Origin of the sequence: Streptomyces sp. NPDC038707, from assembly GCF_040636485.1 — a bacterium.
In the GTDB taxonomy this organism is placed as follows: Bacteria; Actinomycetota; Actinomycetes; order Streptomycetales; family Streptomycetaceae; genus Streptomyces.
In genome coordinates this window covers 178271-203206 of sequence record NZ_JBEZUP010000011.1, presented here as the reverse complement: position 1 = coordinate 203206, position 24936 = coordinate 178271, and the positions used below count along the sequence as shown (strand labels likewise).

The window sequence follows — 24936 nt, the reverse complement described above, 5'->3', positions numbered from 1 at the left end:
GTACCGCCCCGCGCCGCGCCCCCCATGCGGCGAGCTCCTTCAGGCCGGGTTCCTTCAGGCGGAGAGACTTCCCGCGTGGGGGAGGAGGCCGTGCCCCCGAAGCGAAGAGGCGCCCCGGCCCCGGGAAGGGCCTGCCGCGGCGTTGAGGCGGGTCCTTCCCGGGGCCGGGGCGCTCTGGTTCCCGCGGTCACCCCGAGCGGCGCAGGGCCTCCGAGAGGCGGGCCGCCGCGTCGATGACCGCCTGGGCGTGCATGCGGCCCGGGTGGCGGGTCAGGCGCTCGATGGGGCCGGAGACGGACACGGCGGCCACCACGCGGTTGGACGGACCGCGCACGGGCGCGGAGACGGACGCGACGCCCGGCTCCCGTTCGCCGATGGACTGGGCCCAGCCGCGCCGCCGTACGCCGGACAGGGCCGTCGCCGTGAAGCGGGCACCCTGCAGCCCCCGGTGCAGCCGCTCCGGCTCCTCCCAGGCGAGCAGGATCTGCGCCGAGGAGCCCGCCTTCATGGTGAGCGTGGAGCCGACCGGGACGGTGTCCCGCAGGCCGGAGAGACGTTCCGCCGCGGCCACACAGATCCGCATGTCACCCTGGCGCCGGTAGAGCTGCGCGCTCTCGCCGGTGACATCACGGAGGTGGGTGAGCACGGGGCCCGCCGTGGCCAGCAGGCGGTCCTCGCCCGCCGCCGCCGCGAGCTCGGCGAGGCGCGGGCCGAGGATGAACCGGCCCTGCATGTCGCGTGCCACCATGCGGTGGTGTTCCAGGGCCACGGCCAGGCGGTGGGCCGTGGGTCGTGCCAGTCCGGTGGCTCCGACCAGACCCGCGAGGGTGGCCGGACCGGACTCCAGAGCGCTCAGGACGAGGGCCGCCTTGTCCAGAACGCCGACGCCGCTACTGTTGTCCATGAAACGATATTCACGTCTCACTCTGTGAAACGCAAGTTCAATTTTCCGTGGAACGCGCCACCCTGGAACCACACGGCGGCCCGAGGACCAGCGGGCCTGGCGGTGGACGCCCGGAATCACGACGTTCAGGGGCCCCGGAAAGGGCAGTCACCGCTCCTCAAGATCTCTAGTTGGGTCGGTGGACGTTTGCCGGCCGGAGGGAAAGCGATGGGTAGGACACTCGCGGAGAAGGTCTGGGACGACCACGTCGTCCGGCGCGCCGAGGGCGAGCCCGACCTCCTCTACATCGATCTGCACCTGCTGCACGAGGTGACCAGCCCCCAGGCCTTCGACGGTCTGCGCAAGAGCGGCCGGAAGGTCCGCCGCCTCGACCTCACCATCGCGACCGAGGACCACAACACCCCGACCCTCGACATCGACAAGCCCATCGCCGACCCGGTCTCCCGCGCCCAGCTGGAGACCCTGCGCAAGAACTGCGCGGAGTTCGGGGTGCGGCTGCACCCGCTCGGCGACGTCGAGCAGGGCGTCGTGCACGTCGTCGGCCCGCAGCTGGGCCTGACCCAGCCCGGCACCACGGTCGTCTGCGGCGACTCGCACACCTCCACGCACGGCGCCTTCGGCGCGCTGGCGTTCGGCATCGGCACCTCGCAGGTCGAGCACGTGCTGGCCACCCAGACGCTGCCCATGGCCCGCCCGAAGACCATGGCCATCACCGTCGAGGGCGAGCTGCCCGACGGCGTCACCGCCAAGGACCTGATCCTCGCGATCATCGCGCGGATCGGCACCGGCGGCGGCCAGGGCTACGTCCTGGAGTACCGCGGCCCCGCCATCGAGAAGCTCTCGATGGAGGCCCGGATGACCATCTGCAACATGTCGATCGAGGCCGGTGCCCGCGCCGGCATGATCGCCCCCGACGAGACCACCTTCGAGTACCTCAAGGGCCGCCCGCACGCCCCCGAGGGCGCCGACTGGGACGCGGCCGTCGCGTACTGGAAGACCCTGCGCACCGACGACGACGCCGTCTTCGACGCCGAGGTGGTCATCAACGCCGCCGAACTGTCGCCGTTCGTCACCTGGGGCACCAACCCCGGCCAGGGCGCGCCGCTTTCGGCGTCCGTCCCCGACCCGGCTTCGTACGAAGACGCTTCGGAGCGCCTGGCCGCCGAAAAGGCCCTGGAATACATGGGGTTGGAGGCTGGGCAGCCGCTGCGCTCCATCAACGTGGATACCGTCTTCGTAGGCTCGTGCACCAACGGCCGCATCGAGGACCTGCGCGCCGCCGCCGGCATCTTGCGCGGCCGCAAAGTCGCCGACGGCGTACGGATGCTGGTCGTCCCCGGCTCCGCGCGGGTCGGTCTCCAGGCCGTCTCCGAGGGGCTGGATGTGGTCTTCAAGGAGGCCGGCGCCGAGTGGCGGCACGCGGGCTGCTCGATGTGCCTCGGCATGAACCCGGACCAGCTGGCCCCGGGCGAGCGCTCCGCCTCCACCTCCAACCGCAACTTCGAGGGCCGGCAGGGCAAGGGCGGCCGTACGCACCTGGTGTCGCCGCAGGTCGCGGCCGCCACCGCCGTACTGGGCCACCTGGCCTCCCCGGCCGACCTGACCGACGTCCCCGCGCCCGCTGGAGTCTGAGAACCATGGAAGCCTTCACCACCCACACCGGCCGGGCCGTCCCGCTGCGCCGCAGCAACGTCGACACCGACCAGATCATCCCTGCTCACTGGCTCAAGAAGGTCACCCGCGACGGCTTCGAGGACGGGCTGTTCGAGGCCTGGCGCAAGGACCCCGAGTTCGTGCTCAACCGGCCCGAGCGGCAGGGTGCCACGGTCCTGGTCGCCGGCCCCGACTTCGGCACCGGCTCCTCGCGCGAGCACGCGGTCTGGGCGCTGCAGAACTACGGCTTCAAGGCCGTGATCTCCGCTCGCTTCGCCGACATCTTCCGCGGCAACTCGCTGAAGAACGGCCTGCTCACGGTGGTCCTGGACCAGAAGATCGTGGACGCGCTGTGGGAGCTGACCGAAGCGGACCCCACGGCCGAGATCACCGTGGACCTCGAGGCGCGTGAGGTGCGCGCCGAGGGCATCACCGCCTCCTTCGAGCTGGACGAGAACTCCCGCTGGCGGCTGCTGAACGGCCTGGACGACATCTCCATCACGCTGCGGAACGAGGCCGACATCGCCGCCTACGAGGCCGGGCGCCCCGCGTACAAGCCGCGCACGCTCCAGGTCTGATCCGGCGCGGACCCCGCCCCGCGAGGGTCGGGTTTCGGCCACCGCGACATCCCGCCCGTACCCCCGATCGCCACGATCGGGGGTACGGGCATGTCTGTCTCCGGACGCACCCGCCCTGTCCTGCGGATTCTCTCAACTTCCTGTGTTATGAAGGGCGTTGGTTGGGTAACTGAGTGCTGTGTCCGGCTGCTTCGCAAGTGCCTGGAAAGCCAATTGAGGCGGTAGTTGCCCCCTGCGCAGGCGACAACTCGCCCCAGATGGCACAATCTGTGCATGGAACACGACGGCCAACTCCAGCTCTATACGGCGGTCGCGAACCAACTCAAGGAAGCGCACGCAAGAGTGCGCGCACTGCAAGTCCCGGAGGGCGTACGGGTGGCGCTGACCCGGAAGCTGCTGGTCATTACGGCCGCGGCCAAGCACGACCTCGCCGACGCGGCAAGGCGGCTCGATCGGTTCACCACGGATCTCGACGCGGGTCGGATCCCGGAAGAGGACCGCTGAAACCGTCCGAGACGACCGAGTCCGTTGCGGCACAAGGGTGATAAGCCCGTTTCGTGTTTGATTTGCGGTATATATCTGCCTAACGTGCGAAAAAGCTTGAACACTTTCGTTCTGGCGATGTCTCCGAAGGGGAAGACGTGAACAAGGCGCAGCTCGTAGAAGCGATTGCCGACAAGTTGGGCGGCCGCCAGCAGGCCGCCGATGCTGTCGATCATGTCCTGGACGCCATCGTCCGCGCGGTCGTCGCGGGCGAGCGGGTCTCGGTCACCGGCTTCGGGTCCTTCGAGAAGGTGGACCGCCCCGCCCGTTACGCCCGTAATCCTCAGACGGGCGAGCGGGTTCGGGTCAAGAAGACCTCCGTGCCGCGTTTCCGCGCCGGTCAGGGCTTCAAGGACCTGGTGAGCGGCTCCAAGAAGCTCCCGCGCGGCGGCGAGGTCGCCGTCAAGAAGGCGCCGAAGGGCAGCCTGTCCGGCCCGCCGCCCACCATCGCCAAGGCCGCCGGCAAGAAGGCCGCCGCCAAGAAGACGACGGCCGCGGGCGCGGGCGCGGGTGCGGCGAAGAAGACCACGGCGAAGAAGGCGACGCCGGCGAAGAAGACGACGACGGCCGCCGCGAAGAAGACCACGGCGAAGAAGGCCCCCGCCAAGAAGACCACGGCGACCGCCAAGACCACCGCGGCCAAGAAGACCACCGCCAAGAAGGCCCCGGCGAAGAAGGTCACCGCGAAGAAGGCCCCGGCCAAGAAGTCGACGGCCCGCAAGACCACCGCCAAGAAGACGACCGCCCGCAAGGCGACGTCGTAAGGCCGCCAGGGCACTCACGCGCCGGGCCGGACTCCCCGCAGGAGCCCGGCCCGCGGCGTGTGCGAGGACGGTTACAGGGTCTGCAGGGTGACGAGGGTGATCCGCGCCGCGTCACCCTCGCCCTCCGTCTCGATCCGCACCCGCTGCCCGGGGCGCAGCAGCAGCAGGCCGCCGGCGTCGAACGCGGCGGCGTCGAAGGGCACCGGGGTGCCGTCGTCGAGGAGCACCTGGCCGCTGCGGGTCTCCGGGTCGTAGGTGTATGCGGTGGCCTGCATGGCCGCCAGCCTAGTGGGCGTCCCGGGAACCCGGGACCAGCAGCCCCGCCGCCACCGCCGCCGTGAACCGGCCCACCCCCAGGGCCAGGGCCGCGCGCAGGTCCGCGCCGGTGTCCACGTCCTGCCGTACGGAATCGACCCCCGCCGGCGCCAGTTCCGTCGCGCCGGAGGCCCGGTGGCGGGCGCGGGAATGCACGCCGAACGCGGGACGCAATTCCTGGCCGCCGGCCGCCGCCAGCAAAGTCGTGCCCACCTCGGCCGCGTCCGGCAGAAAAGCCCGGGGGAATTCCGCGGCGGCGCCCAGCACCCGGGACAGTTCCGCGGGGCGCAGGGCCGGCAGATCGGCGTTCAGGGCCGCGACCGCGGCGCCGGGACGGTGGCGCCGTACGACCGCCGCGCCATGGGCCAGCGCGGCGTTGAGGCCGCCGCCGGGGGAGTCCGGGACGATCCGCGCGCCCAGTGCCGCCAGTTCCCGGCCGGCCAGCTCGTCGTCCGTGACGACCGCCACATCCGACACCCGCGCACAGGCCAGCGCCGCACCCACCGTGTCCTGCGCGAACGCCAGCGCCAGCCCCGGGCGCACCCCGTCACCGGCGGTGTCCGCGAGTCTGCTCTTGGCCCGGGCCAGGGGCTTCAGCGGGATGACCAAGGTCCACTGCACCGGCGTACCGTCCCTCCCTCGACCCGTTCATTGTCCCCCGGGCTCTGAGGTGCCGAGGGGAGCGGGGCGTACGGTGTTCTCGACAGACCGGCGGCCCGGGGCCACACTTGTGCGGCCCCCGCCGGGGTGGCAGTCCTAGAGGAAGGTGTCCTTGTGCCCCGCCGCAGAATCGGCTTCTGGTACCGCTTCGCCGCGGTGATCTGCAAACCGCCGCTGGTGATTCTGATCAAGCGGGACTGGCGTGGAATGGAGCACATTCCGGCCGAGGGCGGATTTATCACCGTGGTGAACCACAATTCCCACGTGGACCCCTTCGCATACGCGCACTATCAGTACAACACCGGACGGGTCCCGCGATTCCTGGCGAAGAGCGGCCTTTTCAAGAAGGGACTGGTCGGCGCCGCCATGCGCGGTACCGGACAGATCCCCGTCTACCGCGAGTCCACCGACGCGCTCAGCGCCTTCCGGGCCGCCATCGACGCCGTGGAGCGCGGCGAGTGCGTCGCCTTCTACCCCGAGGGAACCCTCACCCGCGACCCCGACGGCTGGCCCATGACCGGCAAGACCGGCGCCGCCCGGGTCGCCCTGCAGACCAGGTGCCCGGTCATCCCGGTCGCCCAGTGGGGCGCCAACGAACTGCTGCCGCCGTACGCCAAGAAGCCGAACCTCTTCCCGCGCAAGACCCACCGCGTGCTGGCGGGCCCGCCCGTGGACCTCTCCCGCTTCTACGGCAAGGAGATGACCCCGGACGTGCTGAAGGAGGCCACCGAGGTCATCATGGCGGCCATCACCCGGCTGCTGGAGGAGATCCGCGGCGAGAAGGCGCCCGAGACGCCGTACGACCCGCGCCGGGAGCGGATCGAGCAGCGGCGCCGCACCCAGGCGCAGGCGCGGGGCAGGCAGACGGAAGGGCAGACCAAGTGAGCAAGGCTGTGCGGGCGGCCGTCATGGGCACCGGTTCGTGGGGCACCGCCTTCGGCATGGTGCTCGCCGACGCGGGCTGTGACGTGACCCTGTGGGCCCGCCGGCCCCGGCTGGCCGAGGCGGTCAACTCCACCCGGACCAACCCGGACTACCTGCCCGGCGTGGAACTCCCCGAGAACCTGCGCGCCACCGCCGACGCCGCCGAGGCGCTCGCCGGCGCGGACTTCACCGTGCTCGCGATCCCCTCCCAGACGCTGCGCGAGAACCTCGCCGCATGGTCGCCGCTGCTGGCGCCGGACACCGTCCTCGTCTCCCTGATGAAGGGCGTCGAACTCGGCTCCACCATGCGGATGAGCGAGGTCGTCGAGGACGTCGCCAAGGTCGGCGCCGACCGGATCGCGGTCGTCACCGGGCCCAACCTGGCCCGGGAGATCGCCGCCCGCATGCCCGCCCTGGCCGTCGTGGCCTGCACCGACGAGCGGGTCGCCCAGCGGCTCCAGGCCGCCTGCCACACGCCGTACTTCCGGCCGTACACCAACACCGACGTGGTCGGCTGCGAACTCGCCGGCGCGGTCAAGAACGTCATCGGGCTCGCCGTCGGCATCGCCGACGGCATGGGACTCGGCGACAACGCCAAGGGCTCGCTCATCACCCGGGGCCTCGCCGAGACCACCCGGCTCGGCCTCGCGATGGGCGCCGACCCGCTGACCTTCTCCGGTCTCGCGGGCCTCGGCGACCTGGTGGCCACCTGCTCCTCGCCGCTGTCCCGCAACCACACCTTCGGCACCAACCTCGGCAAGGGCATGACCCTCCAGGAGACCATCGCCGTCACCAAGCAGACCGCCGAGGGCGTCAAGTCCTGCGAGTCCGTGCTGGATCTGGCCCGCCGGCACGGCGTCGACATGCCCATCACCGAGACGGTCGTGGAGATCGTGCACGAGGGCAAGTCGCCGGTCGCCGCGCTCAAGGAACTGATGGCCCGCAGCGCCAAGCCCGAACGGCGCTGAACCCCGCCCCGACGCCCCGTACCGGGCCGTCCACGACGCTCCGCGACCATCCGTGCGACGCTGAGCGACGGCCCGGGAGCGCGCGCTGACTTGTCGTCTACCTCCAGGTACGCTCAACGCGATATGAGCACCGAGAACCTTCCCCAGAACCCCGAGCAGCCGGCGCGCAAGCCGTGCGTGGCCGTCGTGTTCGGCGGGCGCAGCTCCGAACACGGGATCTCCATGGTCACCGCCGGCGCGGTCCTCAGGGCCGTCGACCGGACGAAGTACGACGTCCTGCCGATCGGCATCACGCGGGAGGGCCGTTGGGTGCTCACCGCCGACGAGCCGGAGCGGATGGCCATCGCCGACCGCCGCACCCCCGAGGTCGGCGACCTCGCGGAGGAGCAGGAGGGCAGCGTGGTGCTCCCCGTCGAGCCCACCAGCCGTGAGGTCGTCTACAGCGAGCCCGGCTCCGTGCCCAAGGCGCTCGGCGAGGTCGACGTGGTCTTCCCGGTGCTGCACGGCCCCTACGGCGAGGACGGCACCCTCCAGGGCCTGCTGGAGCTGTCCGGGGTGCCCTACGTCGGCTCGGGCGTGCTCGCCTCGGCCGTCGGCCAGGACAAGGAGTACATGAAGCGGGTCCTCGCCTCGTACGGGCTCAAGGTCGGCCCGTACCTGGTCATCCGGCCCCGCGAGTGGGACCGGGACGAGTCCGCCGCCCGCAGGCGGATCGTCGACTTCGCCGGCGAGCACGGCTGGCCGCTGTTCGTGAAGCCCGCCCGCGCGGGCTCCTCCATCGGTATCACCAAGGTCGACGGCCTCGCCGGGCTGGACGAGGCCATCGCCGAAGCCCAGCGCCACGACCCGAAGATCCTCATCGAGGCCGCCGTACGGGGCCGCGAGATCGAGTGCGGCGTCCTGGAGTTCGAGGACGGCCCGCGCGCCTCCGTCCCGGCCGAGATCCCGCCGCCGGACGCGCACGCCTACTACGACTTCGAGGCCAAGTACATCGACTCCACGCCCGGCATCGTCCCGGCCCCGCTCACCGAGGAGCAGACCGCCGAGGTGCGGCGGCTCGCGGTCGAGGCGTTCGAGGCGACCTCCTGCGAGGGCCTGGTCCGCGCGGACTTCTTCCTCACCGAGGAGGGCGAGTTCGTGATCAACGAGATCAACACCATGCCCGGCTTCACGCCGATCTCGATGTACCCGCAGATGTGGCAGGCGTCGGGCGTGAGCTACCCCGAACTGGTCGACCGTCTGCTGGAGGCGGCGCTGCGCCGCCCGACCGGGCTGCGCTGAGCCCGCGTCCCGGTCAGTGCCGCATGGAGGCGAGCCCCTTCGGGATCGCCTTCTTCACGGCCGCCGCCAGGTCCGACAGCACCTGCGCGCTGTCGTCCGGCCCGGACAGCTTCTCCGGCAGGGTCACCTGCACATAGGCGCGGCGCAAGGACGTGGTGAACCGCCACGTCCCGTCGTCCTGCTTCTCCATCAGCCAGTCGACGCCGTCGACCCCGCCGCCGATCGCGTCGGGGTCCTGCCCGAGGGCCACCTTCGGATCGATCATCTTGGGCGGCCGGGGGATGCCGCAGCGCAGTATGATCGCCGGGCTTCCCCAGGCCGCCGTGTAGGCGGACGGGGGTTGCGGGTCCCGGCGGGTCCGCCCGTCCACCTTCCGTGGCAGCGCCTTGTCCAGGTCCCGGCACAGCGGGGCGGTCCGCGCGTCCGGGGTGGGCACCGCCACGGTGCCGCCGTCGTCCGCCGCGGAGCAGCCCGCGACCGCGACGAGCAGGGCCACTGCGAGCAGGCCGAAAGGCCGGTGACGGAAGATGTTCACCGGCCAAGCGTAGACGGGGGCTACAGATGCACGACCGGGCAGGTCAGGGTGCGCGTGATGCCGTCCACTTGCTGGACTTTCGCGACCACCATGCGGCCGAGTTCGTCGACCGTGTCGGCCTGGGCGCGCACGATCACGTCGTACGGACCCGTCACGTCCTCGGCCTGGATCACTCCAGGGAGCTTGCTGATCGTCTCGGCGACGGTCGACGCCTTGCCGACCTCCGTCTGGATCAGGATGTACGCCTGTACCACGGAACCTCCAGGGCGGCCACGAGGATCATGTGGGGAAAAGGAACGCCACGGTATCGCGTCGCCGCGCCCCGCGGGGAGACCTCCGGTACACGGGCTTGCGCGGCAGGGCGCGGGCACGGCGGACGGTGACGGTCACCGGCACCGCACGGACGGTCACCTGTGGCCGGCGCCGGCGGCCGGGCGACCGCGACGACGGACACCTCGACCGTATCGGGGACACTGAAGACGCGCGACCGGGCACGGCATGGCAGAGAAGGGGAGCAAGGGTCATGAAGGGCACTGTTGGTGAGCTCGGGGAGTTCGGGCTCATCAGGGAGCTCACCTCCCGTCTCACCACCACCCCGGCCGTCCGGGTCGGCCCCGGCGACGACGCCGCGGTGGTCGCCGCGCCCGACCGCCGGGTGGTGGCGAGCACCGACATCCTGCTGGAGGGCCGGCACTTCCGCCGCGACTGGTCCACCGCCTACGACGTGGGCCGCAAGGCCGCCGCGCAGAACCTCGCCGACATCGCCGCGATGGGCGCCGTGCCCACCGCGCTGCTGCTCGGCCTGGTCGTCCCCGCCGAACTGCCGGTCACCTGGCCCACCGAGCTGATGGACGGCCTGCGCGACGAGTGCCAGGTCGCCGGCGCCTCCGTGGTCGGCGGGGACGTCGTACGCGGCGACACCATCATGGTGTCGATCACCGCGCTCGGCGATCTGCGCAACCACGAACCCGTCACCCGGGCCGGCGCCCAGCCCGGCGACCTGGTGGCCGTCACCGGCTGGCTCGGCTGGTCCGCGGCCGGGTACGCGGTGCTCTCCCGCGGCTTCCGCTCGCCGCGCGCCTTCGTGGAGGCGCACCGGCGACCCGAGCCGCCGTACCACGCGGGGCCGGCCGCCGCCGCGCTCGGCGCCACCGCGATGTGCGACGTGAGCGACGGCCTGATCGCCGACCTCGGGCACATCGCCGAGTCCAGCAAGGTCCGCATCGACATCCGGTCCGGCGCGATCGACATCCCCACGCAGATGCACGACATCGGCCAGGCCGTCGGGGTGGACCCGCTCCAGTGGGTGCTGTCCGGGGGCGAGGACCACGCGATCGTGGCCACCTTCCCGCCGGACGTGAAACTCCCGGCCCGCTGGAAGGTCATCGGGGAGGTCCTCAACCCCTCCGCGCTGCCCCAGGTGACGGTCGACGGGGCACCCTGGACCAGCAAGGGCGGCTGGGACCACTTCGGGGACATCGAGTCATGATCCCCAGGGTGCTCACGGTGGCGGGCTCCGACTCCGGCGGCGGGGCGGGGATCCAGGCCGACCTGAAGACGATGCTGGCGCACGGCGTGCACGGCATGAGCGTGCTCACCGCGGTGACCGCGCAGAACTCCCTGGGCGTCCAGGGCGCCTGGGAACTGCCCGCGGCTGCGGTCCGGGCGCAGTACCGCAGCGTCGTGGACGACATCGGCGTCCAGGCCGTGAAGACCGGCATGCTGGCCTCCGCCGAACTGGTCGGGGCGGTCGCCGAGTTGATCTCCGGCACGGACGCCCCGGCCGTGGTGGACCCGGTGGGCGTCTCCAAGCACGGCGACGCGCTGCTGGCCGCCTCCGCGCTGGACGCCGTCCGCACCGAGCTGCTGCCCGCGGCGACCGTGGCCACCCCCAACCTGGACGAGGTGGCGCAGCTCACGGGGGTACGGGTGGAGTCCGAGGCGGATCTGCGCCGGGCCGCGGCGGCCGTGCTGGCGTACGGGCCGCGCTGGGTGCTGATCAAGGGCGGGCACCTGTCCGGGGACGCCGTGGACCTGCTCACCGACGGCTCCGAGGAGCACCTGCTGCGCGCGCCCCGGCACGACAACCGGCACACCCACGGCACCGGCTGCACCCTCGCCTCGGCGATCGCCTGCGGACTGGCCCTCGGCAAGTCCGTGCCGGAGGCGGTCACGGCGGCCAAGGAGTACGTCACCGGGGCCATCGCCGCCGGGTTCGCCCTCGGCGCGGGAATCGGGCCGGTGGATCACGGCTGGCGGTTCAGGAGCTGATCCGCGCGCGGGGACGGCAAAAAGCCGGCCCACCGCGAGGTGGACCGGCTCCGTGCAGCGAACCAGACAGTGGCCGCGCGCTCAGCTGTAGCGTCAGCGCGAGACCTTGCCGGCCTTGATGCACGAGGTGCAAGCGTTCACGCGCTTCGGCGTCCCGCCGACCACGGTACGCACACGCTGGATGTTCGGGTTCCAGCGGCGGGACGTACGGCGGTGCGAGTGCGAGATGTTGTTGCCGAAGCCCGGCCCCTTGCCGCAGACGTCGCAGTTGGCAGCCACGGGTCACTCCAAAGACTTCAGATGCACTTACGGTTGATCCCGGCATGCCGGGATCGAGATCCTAAGACCTGTGATCTGAGTGGCGCTGCCAGGGGAATGGCCCGATCGGGATCGGGCAACCGGAGCAGCATACAACGGCTGCGCCAGTACAACGAAACTACCATGGCTGATCAGGCACCCGCTCCCGGCCCGCTTCCGGAGGACACCGGTCCGGGGTCTACGCTGCCTCCCACGTACGACCGGGTCAGGGAGGCGCAGGTGGCGCAGGTGCCGCAGACATTCCTCGATGCTCTCGCGGTGCGTACCTGGTGCTCCCTGGCGCTGCGCGCGGTGGGCCGGGCCCGGGAGGAGATCGACGCGATCAACGTCTACCCGGTGGCCGACGGCGACACCGGGACCAATCTCTACCTGACCCTGGAGTCGGCGGCCACGGCCGTGGAGGCGGTGTTCGCCGGCTACGGGACCGGCCGCGCGGAGCCCTCCCTCGGCGACGCGGCCCGGGCCATGGCCCACGGCGCGCTGATCGGGGCCCGGGGCAACTCCGGGACGATCCTCGCGCAGCTGCTGCGGGGCATGGCCCAGGTGCTCGCCGAGGCGGGGGAGCCGTCGCCCGCCCCTTCCGCCCCCTCCGCCTCTTCCGCCCCCTTCGCCTCTTCCGCCTCCCGCGCCGACGGCCCGGGGCTGCGGCTCGCCCTGCGCCGGGCCGCCGACTTGGCCCGGCAGGCCGTGGCGCACCCCGTCGAGGGCACGGTGCTGACGGTCGCCTCGGCCGCCGCCGACGCCGCCGAGGAGGCCGGGGACGACTGCCGCACGGTCGCGCGGGCCGCTTACGAGGGCGCGCGGGCGGCCCTGGCGGCGACCCCCGACCAGCTCGGCGTGCTGCGCCGGGCCGGGGTGGTCGACGCGGGCGGCCGCGGGCTGGTGGCGGTGCTGGGGGCGCTGGTGGAGGCGGTCACGGGGGAGGCGGTCCGGGAGACCGCGGGGGGCGGCTCCGGCGCGGGGCCCGCGGGAGCGGGCGCCGGGGGCCGGGACCCGGGTACGGACTCCGCCTGCGCCGCCGACGCGGCTCAGGACGGTGACCGGGGTGAGACCGGGGGGCCCGCCTTCGAGGTGATCTACCTGCTGGAGGCCGACGACGCGGCCGTGACCCGGCTGCGCGCCCGGCTCGACGCCCTCGGGGACTCCCTGGTCGTGGTCGGCGGCGACGGACTGTGGAACGTCCATGTGCACGTCGACGACGCCGGCGCCGCCGTGGAGGCCGGGGTGGAGGCCGGCCGGCCCCACCGGATCCGGATCACGCACTTCGGGCACGCCGGGCCGCACCCCGGCCGCACGCACCCGTCCGGCGCGCCCGCCGGGCGGGCGGTCGTCGCCGTCGTGCCCGGCGAGGGGCTGGCCGGACTGTACGGCGAGGCCGGCGCGACCACCGTCCTCGCGCGCCCCGGGGAGCCGCCCGCCAGCGGGGAGCTGGTGCAGGCGGTACGGCGGGCCCACGCGCGCGAGGTCGTCCTGCTGCCCAACGACGCCGAACTGCGCCACACCGCCGCCGTCGCGGCCGAGCAGGCCCGTGCCGAGGGCATCCGGGTGGCCCTGGTCCCGACCCGCTCGGCGGTCCAGGGCATCGCCGCGCTCGCGGTGCACGAGCCGCGGCGCCGGTTCGACGAGGACGTGGTCCAGATGACCTCCGCGGCGGGCGCCACCCGGTACGCCGAGGTCGTCGTCGCCGAGCGCCAGTCCTGGACCACGGCCGGGATCTGCCAGGCCGGGGACGTGCTCGGCCTGATCGACGGCGATGTGGCGGTGATCGGCACGGACGTCACCGCCACCGCCCGCACCGTCCTGGACCGCATGCTCCAGTCCGGCGGCGAACTGGTCACCCTCGTCGTCGGCGACGGAGCCCCCAGCGCCGTCGCCGCCCGCCTGGAGGCCCGGGTACGGGAGTCGTACCTCGCCGTGGACACGGTGGTGTACGACGGCGGCCGGCAGGGCGCGCTGCTGCTGATCGGCGTGGAGTGAGCCGGGCGGGGCCGGCCCGGGGTGAGCCGGCGGCGGCTCAGTCCCGTCCCGGGTCCGTTCCCTCCCGGGCCGCCTGGAGCATCTGGGCCGCCTCCTCCCGCCGGGCCCGCACCGTCTCGTCCGCGTCGTCGGCGCCCTCGTAGACCGCGAGCACCGCACGCGCGCGTGCCTCCGCCCGCTCCGGACGCCCGAGGTCGGCCTCCAGCCAGCCCGCGCCCAGCTCGGCGCCGGTACGGCCGTGCAGCCCGGCCGCGCCGAGCGTGGTGAACACCGCCACGGCCCGGGTCATCTGCTCCAGCGCCGCCTCGAACACGGCCCGGATCGCCGTGTCCTCGGCCTCCTCGGTCGCCGAGCGGGCCAGCAGCTCGGCGAACTGCCGGTACGTGCCGCCGAGTTCCGCGGCCAGCTCCGCCCGCTCCGCGCCCCGGGCCGCCGCCAGCGCCGCCTCGCACTCCCGCACCGCCTCCGTCATCAGCGCACGGGCGGGTGCCGCGCCGGCCTCCCCGGCCAGCGCGAGCCAGGCGCGGGCGCGCAGCGAGCGGACCAGGAACGGCGCGTTGCCGAGGGCGCGCCACAGACCGCCCGCGCGCGCGTAGGCCCGGTCCGCCTCGGCCGCGAGACCGGCGTTGCCCAGCGACTCGGCGGCGAGGTGGGCGAGCGTGGCGTGGTCCTGCTGCTCGGGCCAGTGCCGGGCCAGCTCGGCGGCCGCCAGCCGTTCCCCGGCGGCGGCCCGGTGCTCGCCCAGCTCGGCCAGGCAGTCCCCGAGCCACCAGCGGGCCTGGACCACCGCCTCGTCGCCGTGCGTGCCGGGACTCAGGTCGGCCAGCGCGGACCGGAGCACCTCGGCGGCCTCCGCGTACCGGCCCCGGCGCAGCAGGAACCCGCCCAGCTGCTGCCGCGCCCAGGCGCCCACGGTGGCACCCTCGCCCGCCTCGTCGGCCCAGTGCGCGGACTCGAACGCGTGCCCGGCGGCCTCGGCGGGCGCGTCCAGGGCGCCGAGCACCTCGGCGAGCTGGAGGTGCAGCTGGGCCCGCCCGACCGGCTCCACGTACGGCCCGCCGTGCTCCAGCGCCGCCCGCAGCGCGTCCGCGGCCCCGGCGAGATCACCGGCCTGGTGGGCGAGGGCGGCGACCTGGACCTCGTACTCCACGGCGAACCACGGCAGCCCGGCGGCCACGTACGCGTCGGCGGAGCGCCGGAACAGCTCCGCCGCCCGCCGCGCGTCCCCGGTCATCCCGGCCAGCTCGGCGAGCATCCCGCGCGCCTCGGCGGCCCGCGCCGCCAGCCGGACGTCCCCCTCGCCGCGCCCCTCGACGAGCGCCAGCACCTCCCGCACGGCCGCCTCGGCCCCGCCGGCCGCCTCCCGCACCGCCACCCCGGAACGACGGACACCGTTCACGCCCCCGGCGTCCCCGTCCACCGTCGCGTGGGCGCGGCGCATCAGGATCCGGGCCCGGCTCATCGCCACCGCCGCGGTCTGGCGCAGCTCCGTGCCTTCGTCGGCGTAGAGGGCCAGCACCTCGTCGTACAGGCGGGTGACCGTGGCCAGGGCCGGCTCGACCTCGCCCTCCAGGGCGCGGACGTACGCCGCACGCGCGCGTGCCGCCAGGGCCTCCCCGGGGTCGCCCGCCTCCGCGTACAGCCGGGCCGCGCGCTCGAACAGGGGGAGCCCCTCGGCGCCGCGGGCCATCGCCTCGTGGTCGGCGATCTCCGCGCGGTCGCGCGGCTCCAGCCCGGTGTCCCCGGCCGCCCGCGCCACCGCCGCCCATGCCTGGAGCGCGTGCGGGCGCAGGGTGCCGGACTGCCGCCGCGCCTCGGCGAGCAGCGCGGGCAGTCCCCGCTCCTCGGAGGCCTCCGGTGCCACCGGCGCCACGGCGGGCCGGGCCACGCGCACCCCCAGCGGCAGCCGCTCCACCAGCGGCCGCTGGTCCATCCGGGCCCGGATGCGGTCGCCGACGGCGAACGTGCCGTTGCGGCGGTCGAACCGCGCGGCGAGATCCGTCGCCTCCGCGCGCGCGTACGCGGCCAGTTCCCGCGCGGTCCAGCTCCGCCCGTCCGGCCCCGGCACCGGCTGCCCGCCCAGCCCCCGCTCGGTCAGCCGGTCCAGCAGCAGCGCCACCACGGCCAGGAAGTCGAGCCTGCTGCGCGGATGCCCGGCGTCGGTGAGGTACGCCGGCCGCTCGGCCAGCAGCTCCACGCCCCGCGTCTCGTTCCCGGTCAGCGCGCAGAACTCCACGTGGCCGGCGTACGCGCTCCGCATGCTCTCCAGCGGGCGCACCAGCCGGAAACCGCGCAGGTGGTGGGCGCGGGCCTCGTCCACCCGGCCGAGCCGCAGCAGCGGGGCCAGCGAGGAGGCCAGGACGGAGTGCGGTTCGCGCGCGCAGGAGAACTCGCCCTCCAGCACCGGCCGCCACAGTGCGAGTGCCTCGGCGTCCCGGCCGCACCGGACCTGCCAGACGCCCCGCTCGTGCAGCTCGCAGGCGGGGCAGTCGGCCATCCGGTCGCGGTCGGCGGCCAGCCACGCGGCGTACGCCCGCCGCGCGCGCGGGATGTCGCCGACGTGCGCGGCCACCCCGAACTCGGCGGCGCGCACCGCCCGTTCGGAGTGCCCGGCGAGCCGGTAGCGGCGCTCCATCTCGCCGAGCCACTTCTCGATGGAGGCCAGCGGGATGTGCGGCTGGTCCAGCATGCCCGCCGTCATCCACTTGAAGGCCCAGTGCAGCGCGTGCGTCTCGTGCTCGTCGAAGTCCCCGGGCCGTTCGTCCCACATGCGCAGCAGCCGCGCGAACGGGGCGAACATCCTGTCCTTCTGCGAGCTGTGGTTGCAGACCTTCAGCTGGTGCCCGAGCGCCTCGATCACGGCGAGCGGGACATCCAGCCGCTCCGCCTCGGCGAGCAGCTCCTCCGCGCGCGCGTTGCGGGCCGGACCCTCCGGCCGCTCGGAGTTCTCCGCCAGCGCCTGACGCAGCGCGTCGATGTCCGTGATCTCACTCATCGTCCGTCCCCCTCCCCGTGGGCCCCGTGAGCAGCCCGGTGAACGCCCGGCCGGGCGGCAGCGCCGGGCGGGCCGGCCGCGAGCGCCGCGCCCGCCCGTACGGCGCCCCGGCCGCGGTACCGGCCGGCCCGGGACCGTCGGGCGAAACGATCCCGCGCACCAGCGGCTCAGGCCGGCCCGGCGCCGGACGGCCGCGGGGCGCGCTGCCGCGCGGTGAGTCCAGGACGCCCGCCCCCGGACCGTCGGCTCGCGGACCGGCCTGGGACATGCGGGGTCTGTGCGGCGGGCGGGGTGCCTGGGATGCCTGTGCGGTCTGGGAATCCATCGTCACTGCGCCGGGGGAGGCGTGCGTGCGGCGCGGGGTCGGGCGGTCCCGGTGGGACGGTGACCGCGGAAAGGATGGCCGGAGCGCGCCATCCTAGGCCCGGATCAGCGCGTCTGACCAGGAGTTTCCCTGATGTTTACGGCATCTCGCCCGGGCGGCGCGGGCCGTGGTCTGCGGCATTGTCAGTGGCGTGGTGTGCAATGGGTGACGTGCCCGCACTGCAAGAACCGCTCAAGAAGGTGCTCGGCCCCGCCACCGCGAAGGTGATGGCCGAGCACCTCGGCCTGCACACCGTCGGCGACCTGCTGCACCACTACCCGCGCAGATACGAGGAACGCGGCCAGCTCACCCACCTCGCCGACCTCCCCATGGACGAGCACGTCACGGTGGTCGCCCAGGTCGCCGACGCCCGGCTGCACACCTTCGCCTCGGCCAAGGCGCCCCGCGGCAAGGGCCAGCGCCTGGAGGTCACGATCACGGACGGCAGCGGCCGGCTCCAGCTCGTCTTCTTCGGCAACGGCGTGCACAAACCCCACAAGGACCTCCTGCCGGGCACCCGCGCGATGTTCGCCGGCAAGGTGTCCCTCTTCAACCGCCGCCTCCAGCTCGCCCACCCGGCCTACGAGTTGCTCCGGGGCGACGGCGAGGAGGCCGTCGAGTCCTGGGCCGGCGCCCTCATCCCGATCTATCCCGCGACCGCCAGACTGGAGTCCTGGAAGATCGGCAAGGCGGTCCAGACGGTGCTGCCCAGCGCCCAGGAGGCCCTCGACCCGCTCCCGGACTCCCTGCGCGCCGGGCGCGGCCTGCTGCCGCTCCCCGAGGCCCTGCTCAAGATCCACCGGCCGCACACCAAGGCCGACATCGCCGACGCCCGCGCCCGCCTGAAGTGGGACGAGGCCTTCGTCCTCCAGGTCGCCCTGGCCCGCCGCCGGCACGCCGAGACCCACCTGCCCGCCGTACCCCGCGTCCCGGGCCCGGACGGCCTCCTCGCGGCCTTCGACGACCGCCTGCCCTTCACCCTCACCGAGGGCCAGCAGAAGGTCTCCCGCGAGATCTTCGACGACCTCGCCGCCGCCCACCCCATGCACCGCCTGCTCCAGGGCGAGGTCGGCTCGGGAAAGACCCTGGTCGCCCTGCGCGCCATGCTCGCCGTGGTCGACGCGGGCGGACAGGCGGCCATGCTCGCGCCCACCGAGGTGCTCGCCCAGCAGCACCACCGCTCCATCACCGAGATGATGGGCGAACTGGCCGAGGGCGGGATGCTGGGCGGTGCCGACCACGCCACCAAGGTGGTGCTGCTCACCGGCTCGATGGGCACGGCGGCCCGCCGTCAGGCCCTGCTCGACCTGGCCACCGGCGAGGCCGGCATCGTCATCGGCACCCATGCCCTGATCGAGGACAAGGTCCAGTTCCACGACCTCGGCCTGGTGGTGGTCGACGAGCAGCACCGCTTCGGCGTGGAGCAGCGCGACGCCCTGCGCGGCAAGGGGAAACAGCCCCCGCACCTGCTCGTCATGACGGCCACCCCCATCCCTCGCACGGTCGCCATGACGGTCTTCGGCGACCTGGAGACCTCCGTGCTGGACCAGCTCCCGGCCGGCCGCTCCCCGATCGCCAGCCATGTCGTCCCGGCCGCCGACAAGCCCCGCTTCCTGGCCCGTGCCTGGGAACGGGTCCGCGAGGAGGCCGAGGCCGGCCACCAGGCGTACGTGGTCTGCCCGCGCATCGGCGACGAGGAGGACGACCCGAAGAAGGCCGGCCCGAAGCCCGCCGAGGGCGAGGGGGACAAACGGCCCCCGCTCGCCGTGCTCGACGTGGCCGACCAGCTGGGCCGCGGCCCCCTCAAGGGCCTCGGGGTGGAGGTCCTGCACGGCCGTATGCACCCCGACGACAAGGACGCCGTGATGCGCCGCTTCGCGGCCGGCGAGACCGACGTCCTCGTGGCCACCACCGTCATCGAAGTCGGCGTCAACGTCCCGAACGCCACGGTCATGGTCATCATGGACGCCGACCGCTTCGGCGTCTCCCAGCTCCACCAGCTGCGCGGCCGGGTCGGCCGCGGCTCCGCCCCCGGCCTGTGCCTGCTGGTCACCGAGATGCCCGAGGCGAGCCCGGCCCGCCAGCGGCTGAACGCCGTCGCCGCCACCCTGGACGGCTTCGAGCTGTCCCGCATCGACCTCGAACAGCGCCGCGAGGGCGACGTCCTGGGCCAGGCCCAGTCCGGCGCCCGCTCCAGCCTGCGGGTGCTGGCCGTCATCGAGGACGAGGAGGTCATCGCCCAGGCGAGGGCGGAGGCGGCGGCGGTCGTGGCGGCCGACCCCCAGCTGGAGCACCTGCCGGGCCTGCGCACGGCCCTGGACGCCCTGCTGGACGAGGAGCGGGAGCAGTACCTGGAGAAGGGGTGAGCCACACTGGACCCGAACCGACCCACGAGCAAGGACCGAAGATGACCCGCGTGATCGCCGGCGCAGCCGGCGGACGTCGCCTCGCCGTCCCCCCCGGCACCGGCACCCGCCCCACCTCCGACCGCGCCCGCGAAGGTCTCTTCTCCACCTGGCAGTCCCTCCTCGGCGGCCCGCTGGACGGCGCACGCGTCCTCGACCTCTACGCCGGCTCGGGCGCCGTGGGCCTGGAGGCCCTGTCCCGGGGCGCGAGCCACACCCTCCTGGTCGAGGCCGACGCCCGCGCGGCGCGGACCGTCCGCGAGAACGTGCGCAGCCTCGGCCTGCCCGGCGCCGAGGTCCGGGCGGGCAAAGCGGAACAAGTCATCCGCACCGCGCCCCCCGCCGAGCCGTACGACCTGGTCTTCCTCGACCCGCCGTACGCCGTCACGGATCGCGATCTTCGCGAGATCCTGCTCACACTCCACTCGGAGGGCTGGCTCGCTGAGCAAGCGCTCGTCACCGTGGAGCGCAGCACCAGAGGCGGCGAATTCCACTGGCCGGACGGCTTCGAGGCGATCCGGTCCCGTCGTTACGGCGAGGGAACGTTTTGGTACGGTCGCGCCGCCTCTACGTGCGAAGACGCACGATGACCGGACCGGAGAGCGAGGGATCACAAGTGCGCCGCGCCGTCTGTCCCGGGTCGTTCGACCCGATCACCAACGGACATCTCGACATCATCGCCCGGGCCTCCCGTCTGTACGACGAGGTCTACGTCGCGGTGATGATCAACAAGTCCAAGAAGGGCCTCTTCGGGATCGACGAGCGGATCGAGCTGATCCGCGAGGTCACCTCCGAGTACGCCAACGTCCGCGTCGAGTCCTTCCACGGCCTCCTCGTCGACTTCTGCAAGCAGCGCGACATCCCCGCCATCGTCAAGGGCCTGCGCGCCGTCAGCGACTTCGACTACGAACTCCAGATGGCCCAGATGAACAACGGCCTCACCGGCGTCGAGACGCTGTTCGTGCCCACCAACCCCACCTACAGCTTCCTGTCCTCCTCCCTCGTCAAGGAGGTCGCGGCCTGGGGCGGGGACGTCTCCCACCTGGTGCCCCCGCGGGTGCTGGAGGCGCTGAACAGCCGCCTCTCCGGGGAGTGATGGGGCTACAGTCGTCCCGTCCGTCTCCAACCCGGCTGTAGAGAGTGGCGAGCACAGGTGGACGTGCAGAAGAAGCTCGACGAGATCGTCTCCACGGTCTCCGGCGCCCGGTCCATGCCCATGTCGGCGTCGTGCGTGGTCAACCGCGCCGAACTGCTCGCGATGCTCGAAGAGGTGCGCCAGGCGCTGCCCGGCTCCCTCGCCCAGGCACGGGAACTGATCGGCGACCGTGAGCAGCTGGTCGAGCAGGCCCGCCAGGAGGCCGAGCGGATCATCGAGAGCGCGCACGCCGAGCGCGGCTCGCTGGTCTCCGGGACCGAGATCGCCCGCCGCGCCCAGGCCGAGGCCGACCGCATCCTGGCCGAGGCCCGCCGGGAGGCCGAGGAGATCCGCGCCGAGGCCGACGACTACGTGGACTCCAAGCTCGCCAACTTCGAGGTCGTCCTGACCAAGACCCTCGGCTCGGTCGGCCGGGGCCGCGAGAAGCTCCTCGGCACCGGACCGGGCCTGGACGAGCAGGGCTACGCGGACGAGGACGCCCCCGAGCGCAGCCATGACCCGGAGACCCTGCGCCGGGACGCCGACGCCTACGTGGACGCCAAGCTCGGCGCCTTCGAGGCGGTCCTCGCCAAGACCCTGGAGGCCGTCGGCCGGGGCCGGCAGAAGCTGCACGGCCGGATCGCCACCGACGACCTCGGCGCGCTCGCCGACGACACCACGACCTTCCAGCACTCCAGCGACGCCGACTACCTCGCCGACCTCGCGGCCCTCGCGGACAGCGACCGCGCGGACCGCAGGCAGCCCGAGCCGGCCCGGCCCGCCTACGATCCCCGGCCCGCCTACGCCCCCGCCGCCGGCTACGAGCCCGCGCAGGGCGCCCCCGACCGGCAGCCCGACCCGTACGCGGGCTTCCCGCAGCAGCCGGAGTACCCGCCGGCCCAGGACCCGTACGGCTACGGACAGGCCGACCCCTACGGCTACCAGGGCTACGACGCCCATCACCCCCAGCAGGCCCACCAGCCTCACCAGACCCCGCAGCCCCACGAGGCCCGGCAAGCGCAGCCGCAGCCCCAGCAGGGCTACGCCCTGGACGAGACCAGCCTCTTCGACACCAGCATGATCAGCGCGGAGCAGCTGCGGGCGTACGAACAGGGCCGGGGGCTGTAGCGCGGGACCGGATTGGGCGCTGAGCGAAAGGTCCAGTATCCTGGCTGTTCGGTCGCGCATGCCCGCGATCACCGCTGCCCGGGGACACCGCCGGGCGGCGTCCCTCCGAGTTCGCAGATCGAAAGCAGGAATGGCTTCCAACGCCCGCCTCGACCACCGCAACCCCCTCGTGATCGACACGCACGAGCTGGGCCGGCGTCCTGGCGCGCTGCAGCGCCTGACCCGCGAGATCGACGCTCCCCGGGATCTCGGCATCCAGGGAGTCATCGGAGTGCCGGAAGGCAGCCCGGTGGAGCTCGAACTCCGACTCGAGTCGGTCATGGAAGGGGTGCTTGTCACAGGCACCGCCCGTGCAACGGCCGAGGGGGAGTGCGTAAGGTGTCTGGAGCCGGTCGGGCTGGAGCTCGAAGCGGACTTCCAGGAGATGTTCTCGTACCCTGACGCCGACGACCGGGGCCGTGTGATCGCGGAACCGGGCGACGACGCCGAGGACGACGAGGGCAGGCTCTTCATCGAGGACGGTCTGATCGACCTCGAACCTCTGCTGCGCGATGCGGTGGTGCTCGCACTGCCGATGCAGCCGGTGTGCCAGGAAGACTGCCCGGGTCTGTGCTCCGAGTGCGGAGTACGGCTCGCGGACGACCCGGACCACCATCATGACGCCGTCGACATCCGTTGGGCGGCTTTGCAGGGACTCGCCGGCACCACCACGGACGGCGAGAAGGACGAGATGAGCGGCGCCGAAGCGGGCGTCGACGAGAAGCAGGAGAAGTAGCCGTGGCTGTTCCGAAGCGGAAGATGTCGCGCAGCAACACGCGCCACCGCCGGTCGCAGTGGAAGGCTGCGGTCCCCACCCTGGTTGCGTGCGAGCGCTGCCACGAGCCCAAGCTGCAGCACATCGCGTGCCCGTCTTGCGGCACCTACAACAAGCGCCAGGTCCTCGAAGTCTGAGTGGCTGGTGAGAGGCCCGATGACTGACGCGAAAGCAGCTAGTCCCCGCCAGCGCGGGGGTAGTCCGCAGGCCTCGTCCCACACGCTTCTGGAAGGGCGGCTCGGCTACCAGGTCGAGTCCGCCCTTCTGGTGCGTGCGCTGACCCACCGTTCCTACGCGTACGAGAACGGCGGCCTGCCGACGAACGAGCGGCTGGAGTTCCTCGGGGACTCCGTGCTCGGCCTCGTCGTCACGGACACGCTGTACCGCACCCACCCCGACCTGCCCGAAGGCCAGCTGGCCAAGTTGCGGGCCGCGGTGGTCAACTCGCGTGCGCTGGCGGAGGTCGGCCGCGGCCTCGACCTCGGCGCCTTCATCCGGCTCGGCCGGGGTGAAGAGGGCACGGGCGGCCGGGACAAGGCGTCCATCCTCGCCGACACCCTCGAAGCGGTGATCGGCGCGGTCTATCTCGACCAGGGCCTCGACGCGGCCTCCGAACTGGTGCACCGCCTGTTCGACCCGCTGATCGAGAAGTCCTCCAACCTCGGAGCCGGCCTGGACTGGAAGACCTCCCTCCAGGAGCTGACCGCGATCGAGGGGCTCGGCGTGCCCGAGTACCTGGTCACGGAGACCGGCCCCGACCACGAGAAGACCTTCACTGCTGCCGCCCGCGTCGGGGGCGTCTCGTACGGCACCGGCACCGGCCGCAGCAAGAAGGAGGCGGAGCAGCAGGCCGCCGAGTCCGCCTGGCGGTCCATCCGGGCCGCGGCGGACGAGCGCGCCAAGGCGCAGGAGCTCGCCAAGGCGGACGAGCTCGCCGAGGCGGCCGAGGAACCCGTCCGGGAGACGGCCGACGCGGCCGTCGAGGCGGCCGGGGAGTCCGTCAAGGACACCGACCCGTCCTCCGCCACCGCCTGACCAAGCAGTACCCGAGCGCCCGCCCGGCCGTCCACGCCGGCGCGGGCGCTCGTATCGTCCACCGGTCCGTACGGTTCTCACGGGGGGTCCGATGCCCGAGTTGCCCGAGGTCGAGGTCGTCCGGCGGGGCCTGGAGCGCTGGGTCGCCCACCGGACCGTCGCCGGCACCGAGGTGCTGCACCCGCGCGCCGTCCGCCGGCACCTCGCCGGTCCCGACGACTTCGCGCACCGGCTCAAGGGCCACCACATCGGCACCCCGCGCCGGCGCGGCAAGTACCTGTGGCTGCCGCTGGAGGAGACCGACCAGTCCGTCCTGGCCCACCTCGGCATGAGCGGTCAGCTGCTGGTGCAGCCCCATGACGCGCCGGACGAGAAGCACCTGCGCATCCGGATCCGGTTCGCCGACCGGCTCGGCACCGAACTCCGCTTCGTGGACCAGCGCACCTTCGGCGGCCTGTCGCTGCACGACAACACCGCCGACGGCCTGCCCGACGTCATCGCGCACATCGCCCGCGACCCGCTGGATCCGCTCTTCGACGACGAGGCCTTCCACCGGGCGCTGCGCCGCAAGCGGACCACCGTCAAGCGGGCCCTGCTCGACCAGTCGCTGATCAGCGGCGTCGGCAACATCTACGCGGACGAGGCGCTGTGGCGAGCCCGGATCCACTACGAACGCCCGACGGCGAACCTCACCCGCCCGGTCACGGCGGAACTCCTCGGACACATCCGGGACGTGATGAACGCGGCCCTCGCCGTGGGCGGCACCAGCTTCGACAGCCTGTACGTCAACGTCAACGGCGAATCCGGCTACTTCGACCGCTCGCTGGACGCGTACGGCCGTGAGGGGCTGCCGTGCAAGCGGTGCGCCACCCCCATGCGGCGCCGCCCGTGGATGAACCGGTCCAGTTACTTCTGCCCGAAGTGTCAGCGGGCGCCGCGCGTCTCGTCGTAGCGGACGCGGGCCGCGAGGACGTCGTCCATCGCGTCCTCCACACAGTGGATGAGCGCCAGCAGCCGCTCGGCGACCCGGCGGCCCAGCGGCGTCAGCTCATAGTCCACGCGCGGCGGGTTCGTCGGCTGGGCCTCGCGGTGCACCAGGCCGTCCCGCTCCAGCGCGTGCAGGGTCTGGGAGAGCATCTTCTCGCTCACCCCGTCGACGCGCCGGCGCAGCTCGTTGAAGCGCAGCGACCCCTCGTACAGAGCGCCGAGCGTCAGCCCGCCCCAGCGGCCCGTGACGTGCTCCAGCGTGCCGCGCGAGGGGCAGGCCTTGGCGAAGACGTTGTACGCGAGGTCGTCGGGGTCCTGGGTGGTGGCCGTCATGCCCTCAGGGTACGTCCCCACAGCGCTTACCAGAAGGTTGCGCTTACTC

The 24936-nt window shown here is 73.1% G+C and carries 26 protein-coding genes; 18 read left to right on the top strand and 8 right to left on the bottom strand.

Annotation, left to right across the window (positions count from 1 at the left end; translation table 11 throughout):
• Positions 1-187: 187 nt before the first annotated feature.
• Positions 188-904, bottom strand: coding sequence for an IclR family transcriptional regulator NdgR (gene ndgR / locus AB0E62_RS17885; protein WP_023546516.1), 717 nt, complete (start codon positions 902-904; stop codon positions 188-190).
• Positions 905-1111: 207 nt separating this feature from the next.
• Between ndgR and leuC the strand changes: the two genes are divergently transcribed.
• The 4 genes from leuC (at position 1112) to AB0E62_RS17865 (ending at position 4442) form a co-directional block, all read left to right on the top strand.
• A complete protein-coding gene (leuC, locus tag AB0E62_RS17880) occupies positions 1112-2536 on the top strand; it encodes a 3-isopropylmalate dehydratase large subunit (protein WP_362193909.1) in 1425 nt (474 codons plus the stop codon).
• A gap of 5 nt (positions 2537-2541) precedes the next feature.
• Complete coding sequence (gene leuD / locus AB0E62_RS17875) at positions 2542-3135, top strand: 3-isopropylmalate dehydratase small subunit (protein ID WP_362193906.1); 594 nt, start codon at positions 2542-2544, stop codon at positions 3133-3135.
• 273 nt (positions 3136-3408) lie between these two features.
• The gene (locus AB0E62_RS17870; protein ID WP_362193903.1) at positions 3409-3639 is read left to right on the top strand and encodes a hypothetical protein; all 231 of its coding nucleotides are present in this window, start codon (positions 3409-3411) and stop codon (positions 3637-3639) included.
• Between the two features lie 137 nt (positions 3640-3776).
• Positions 3777-4442 (top strand): HU family DNA-binding protein, encoded by a 666-nt coding sequence (locus tag AB0E62_RS17865; RefSeq protein ID WP_362193900.1) that lies wholly within the window; start codon positions 3777-3779, stop codon positions 4440-4442.
• A gap of 71 nt (positions 4443-4513) precedes the next feature.
• Here AB0E62_RS17865 and AB0E62_RS17860 read toward each other — a convergent pair whose 3' ends face one another.
• Together AB0E62_RS17860 and cofC are read right to left on the bottom strand one after the other, a co-directional pair.
• A complete protein-coding gene (locus tag AB0E62_RS17860; protein ID WP_030785223.1) occupies positions 4514-4717 on the bottom strand; it encodes a hypothetical protein in 204 nt (67 codons plus the stop codon).
• A gap of 10 nt (positions 4718-4727) precedes the next feature.
• A complete protein-coding gene (gene cofC / locus AB0E62_RS17855) occupies positions 4728-5378 on the bottom strand; it encodes a 2-phospho-L-lactate guanylyltransferase (protein WP_362193897.1) in 651 nt (216 codons plus the stop codon).
• 153 nt (positions 5379-5531) lie between these two features.
• On the opposite strand from cofC, the gene AB0E62_RS17850 reads away from it, so the two are divergent.
• The 3 genes from AB0E62_RS17850 to AB0E62_RS17840 all read left to right on the top strand — a co-directional run bounded on the left by AB0E62_RS17850 (position 5532) and on the right by AB0E62_RS17840 (position 8590).
• Positions 5532-6302: a 1-acyl-sn-glycerol-3-phosphate acyltransferase gene (locus tag AB0E62_RS17850; protein ID WP_362193894.1), complete on the top strand. Its 771-nt coding sequence runs from the start codon at positions 5532-5534 to the stop codon at positions 6300-6302.
• Positions 6299-7309: an NAD(P)H-dependent glycerol-3-phosphate dehydrogenase gene (locus AB0E62_RS17845; protein ID WP_362193891.1), complete on the top strand. Its 1011-nt coding sequence runs from the start codon at positions 6299-6301 to the stop codon at positions 7307-7309. Before AB0E62_RS17850 ends, AB0E62_RS17845 begins: the two co-directional genes overlap by 4 nt.
• Before the next feature lie 123 nt (positions 7310-7432).
• The gene (locus AB0E62_RS17840; RefSeq protein WP_362193888.1) at positions 7433-8590 is read left to right on the top strand and encodes a D-alanine--D-alanine ligase family protein; all 1158 of its coding nucleotides are present in this window, start codon (positions 7433-7435) and stop codon (positions 8588-8590) included.
• A gap of 13 nt (positions 8591-8603) precedes the next feature.
• On the opposite strand, the gene AB0E62_RS17835 is transcribed toward AB0E62_RS17840, so the two are convergent.
• On the bottom strand, positions 8604-9125 hold the full coding sequence (locus AB0E62_RS17835; RefSeq protein WP_362193885.1) for a DUF3515 domain-containing protein: 522 nt from the start codon (positions 9123-9125) through the stop codon (positions 8604-8606).
• A gap of 20 nt (positions 9126-9145) precedes the next feature.
• A complete protein-coding gene (locus AB0E62_RS17830) occupies positions 9146-9379 on the bottom strand; it encodes an Lrp/AsnC ligand binding domain-containing protein (protein ID WP_030612688.1) in 234 nt (77 codons plus the stop codon).
• A gap of 269 nt (positions 9380-9648) precedes the next feature.
• On the opposite strand from AB0E62_RS17830, the gene AB0E62_RS17825 reads away from it, so the two are divergent.
• Together AB0E62_RS17825 and thiD are read left to right on the top strand one after the other, a co-directional pair.
• On the top strand, positions 9649-10614 hold the full coding sequence (locus tag AB0E62_RS17825) for a thiamine-phosphate kinase (protein WP_362193882.1): 966 nt from the start codon (positions 9649-9651) through the stop codon (positions 10612-10614).
• Positions 10611-11396 carry a bifunctional hydroxymethylpyrimidine kinase/phosphomethylpyrimidine kinase gene (thiD, locus tag AB0E62_RS17820; RefSeq protein WP_362193879.1) on the top strand — a complete coding sequence of 262 codons (786 nt, stop codon included), beginning with the start codon at positions 10611-10613 and terminating at the stop codon, positions 11394-11396. The genes AB0E62_RS17825 and thiD overlap by 4 nt, the downstream gene beginning before the upstream one ends.
• A gap of 93 nt (positions 11397-11489) precedes the next feature.
• Here thiD and rpmB read toward each other — a convergent pair whose 3' ends face one another.
• Positions 11490-11675 (bottom strand): 50S ribosomal protein L28, encoded by a 186-nt coding sequence (rpmB, locus tag AB0E62_RS17815; RefSeq protein WP_003993230.1) that lies wholly within the window; start codon positions 11673-11675, stop codon positions 11490-11492.
• A gap of 258 nt (positions 11676-11933) precedes the next feature.
• Between rpmB and AB0E62_RS17810 the strand changes: the two genes are divergently transcribed.
• Complete coding sequence (locus AB0E62_RS17810; protein WP_362193876.1) at positions 11934-13691, top strand: DAK2 domain-containing protein; 1758 nt, start codon at positions 11934-11936, stop codon at positions 13689-13691.
• A 37-nt stretch (positions 13692-13728) separates the two neighbouring features.
• Here AB0E62_RS17810 and AB0E62_RS17805 read toward each other — a convergent pair whose 3' ends face one another.
• Entirely contained in the window at positions 13729-16686 is a 2958-nt protein-coding gene (locus tag AB0E62_RS17805) for a tetratricopeptide repeat protein (protein ID WP_362193873.1), read from the bottom strand.
• A 525-nt stretch (positions 16687-17211) separates the two neighbouring features.
• Here AB0E62_RS17805 and recG point away from each other — a divergent pair.
• The 8 genes from recG to mutM all read left to right on the top strand — a co-directional run bounded on the left by recG (position 17212) and on the right by mutM (position 24519).
• Entirely contained in the window at positions 17212-19416 is a 2205-nt protein-coding gene (recG, locus tag AB0E62_RS17800) for an ATP-dependent DNA helicase RecG (protein WP_362193870.1), read from the top strand.
• Positions 19417-19457: 41 nt separating this feature from the next.
• On the top strand, positions 19458-20045 hold the full coding sequence (rsmD, locus tag AB0E62_RS17795) for a 16S rRNA (guanine(966)-N(2))-methyltransferase RsmD (protein WP_362193867.1): 588 nt from the start codon (positions 19458-19460) through the stop codon (positions 20043-20045).
• Positions 20042-20551, top strand: coding sequence for a pantetheine-phosphate adenylyltransferase (gene coaD, locus AB0E62_RS17790; RefSeq protein ID WP_362193864.1), 510 nt, complete (start codon positions 20042-20044; stop codon positions 20549-20551). Before rsmD ends, coaD begins: the two co-directional genes overlap by 4 nt.
• A gap of 57 nt (positions 20552-20608) precedes the next feature.
• Positions 20609-21718: a cell division initiation protein gene (locus AB0E62_RS17785; protein WP_362193861.1), complete on the top strand. Its 1110-nt coding sequence runs from the start codon at positions 20609-20611 to the stop codon at positions 21716-21718.
• 130 nt (positions 21719-21848) lie between these two features.
• Positions 21849-22493 (top strand): YceD family protein, encoded by a 645-nt coding sequence (locus AB0E62_RS17780; RefSeq protein WP_362193858.1) that lies wholly within the window; start codon positions 21849-21851, stop codon positions 22491-22493.
• A gap of 2 nt (positions 22494-22495) precedes the next feature.
• On the top strand, positions 22496-22669 hold the full coding sequence (gene rpmF, locus AB0E62_RS17775) for a 50S ribosomal protein L32 (RefSeq protein ID WP_007493396.1): 174 nt from the start codon (positions 22496-22498) through the stop codon (positions 22667-22669).
• A gap of 19 nt (positions 22670-22688) precedes the next feature.
• Entirely contained in the window at positions 22689-23567 is an 879-nt protein-coding gene (rnc, locus tag AB0E62_RS17770) for a ribonuclease III (protein WP_362193854.1), read from the top strand.
• 91 nt (positions 23568-23658) lie between these two features.
• The gene (gene mutM, locus AB0E62_RS17765) at positions 23659-24519 is read left to right on the top strand and encodes a bifunctional DNA-formamidopyrimidine glycosylase/DNA-(apurinic or apyrimidinic site) lyase (RefSeq protein ID WP_362193851.1); all 861 of its coding nucleotides are present in this window, start codon (positions 23659-23661) and stop codon (positions 24517-24519) included.
• Here the strand turns inward: mutM and AB0E62_RS17760 are convergent.
• A complete protein-coding gene (locus AB0E62_RS17760; RefSeq protein ID WP_362193848.1) occupies positions 24492-24887 on the bottom strand; it encodes a helix-turn-helix domain-containing protein in 396 nt (131 codons plus the stop codon). The genes mutM and AB0E62_RS17760 overlap by 28 nt on opposite strands.
• Positions 24888-24936: the final 49 nt, after the last annotated feature.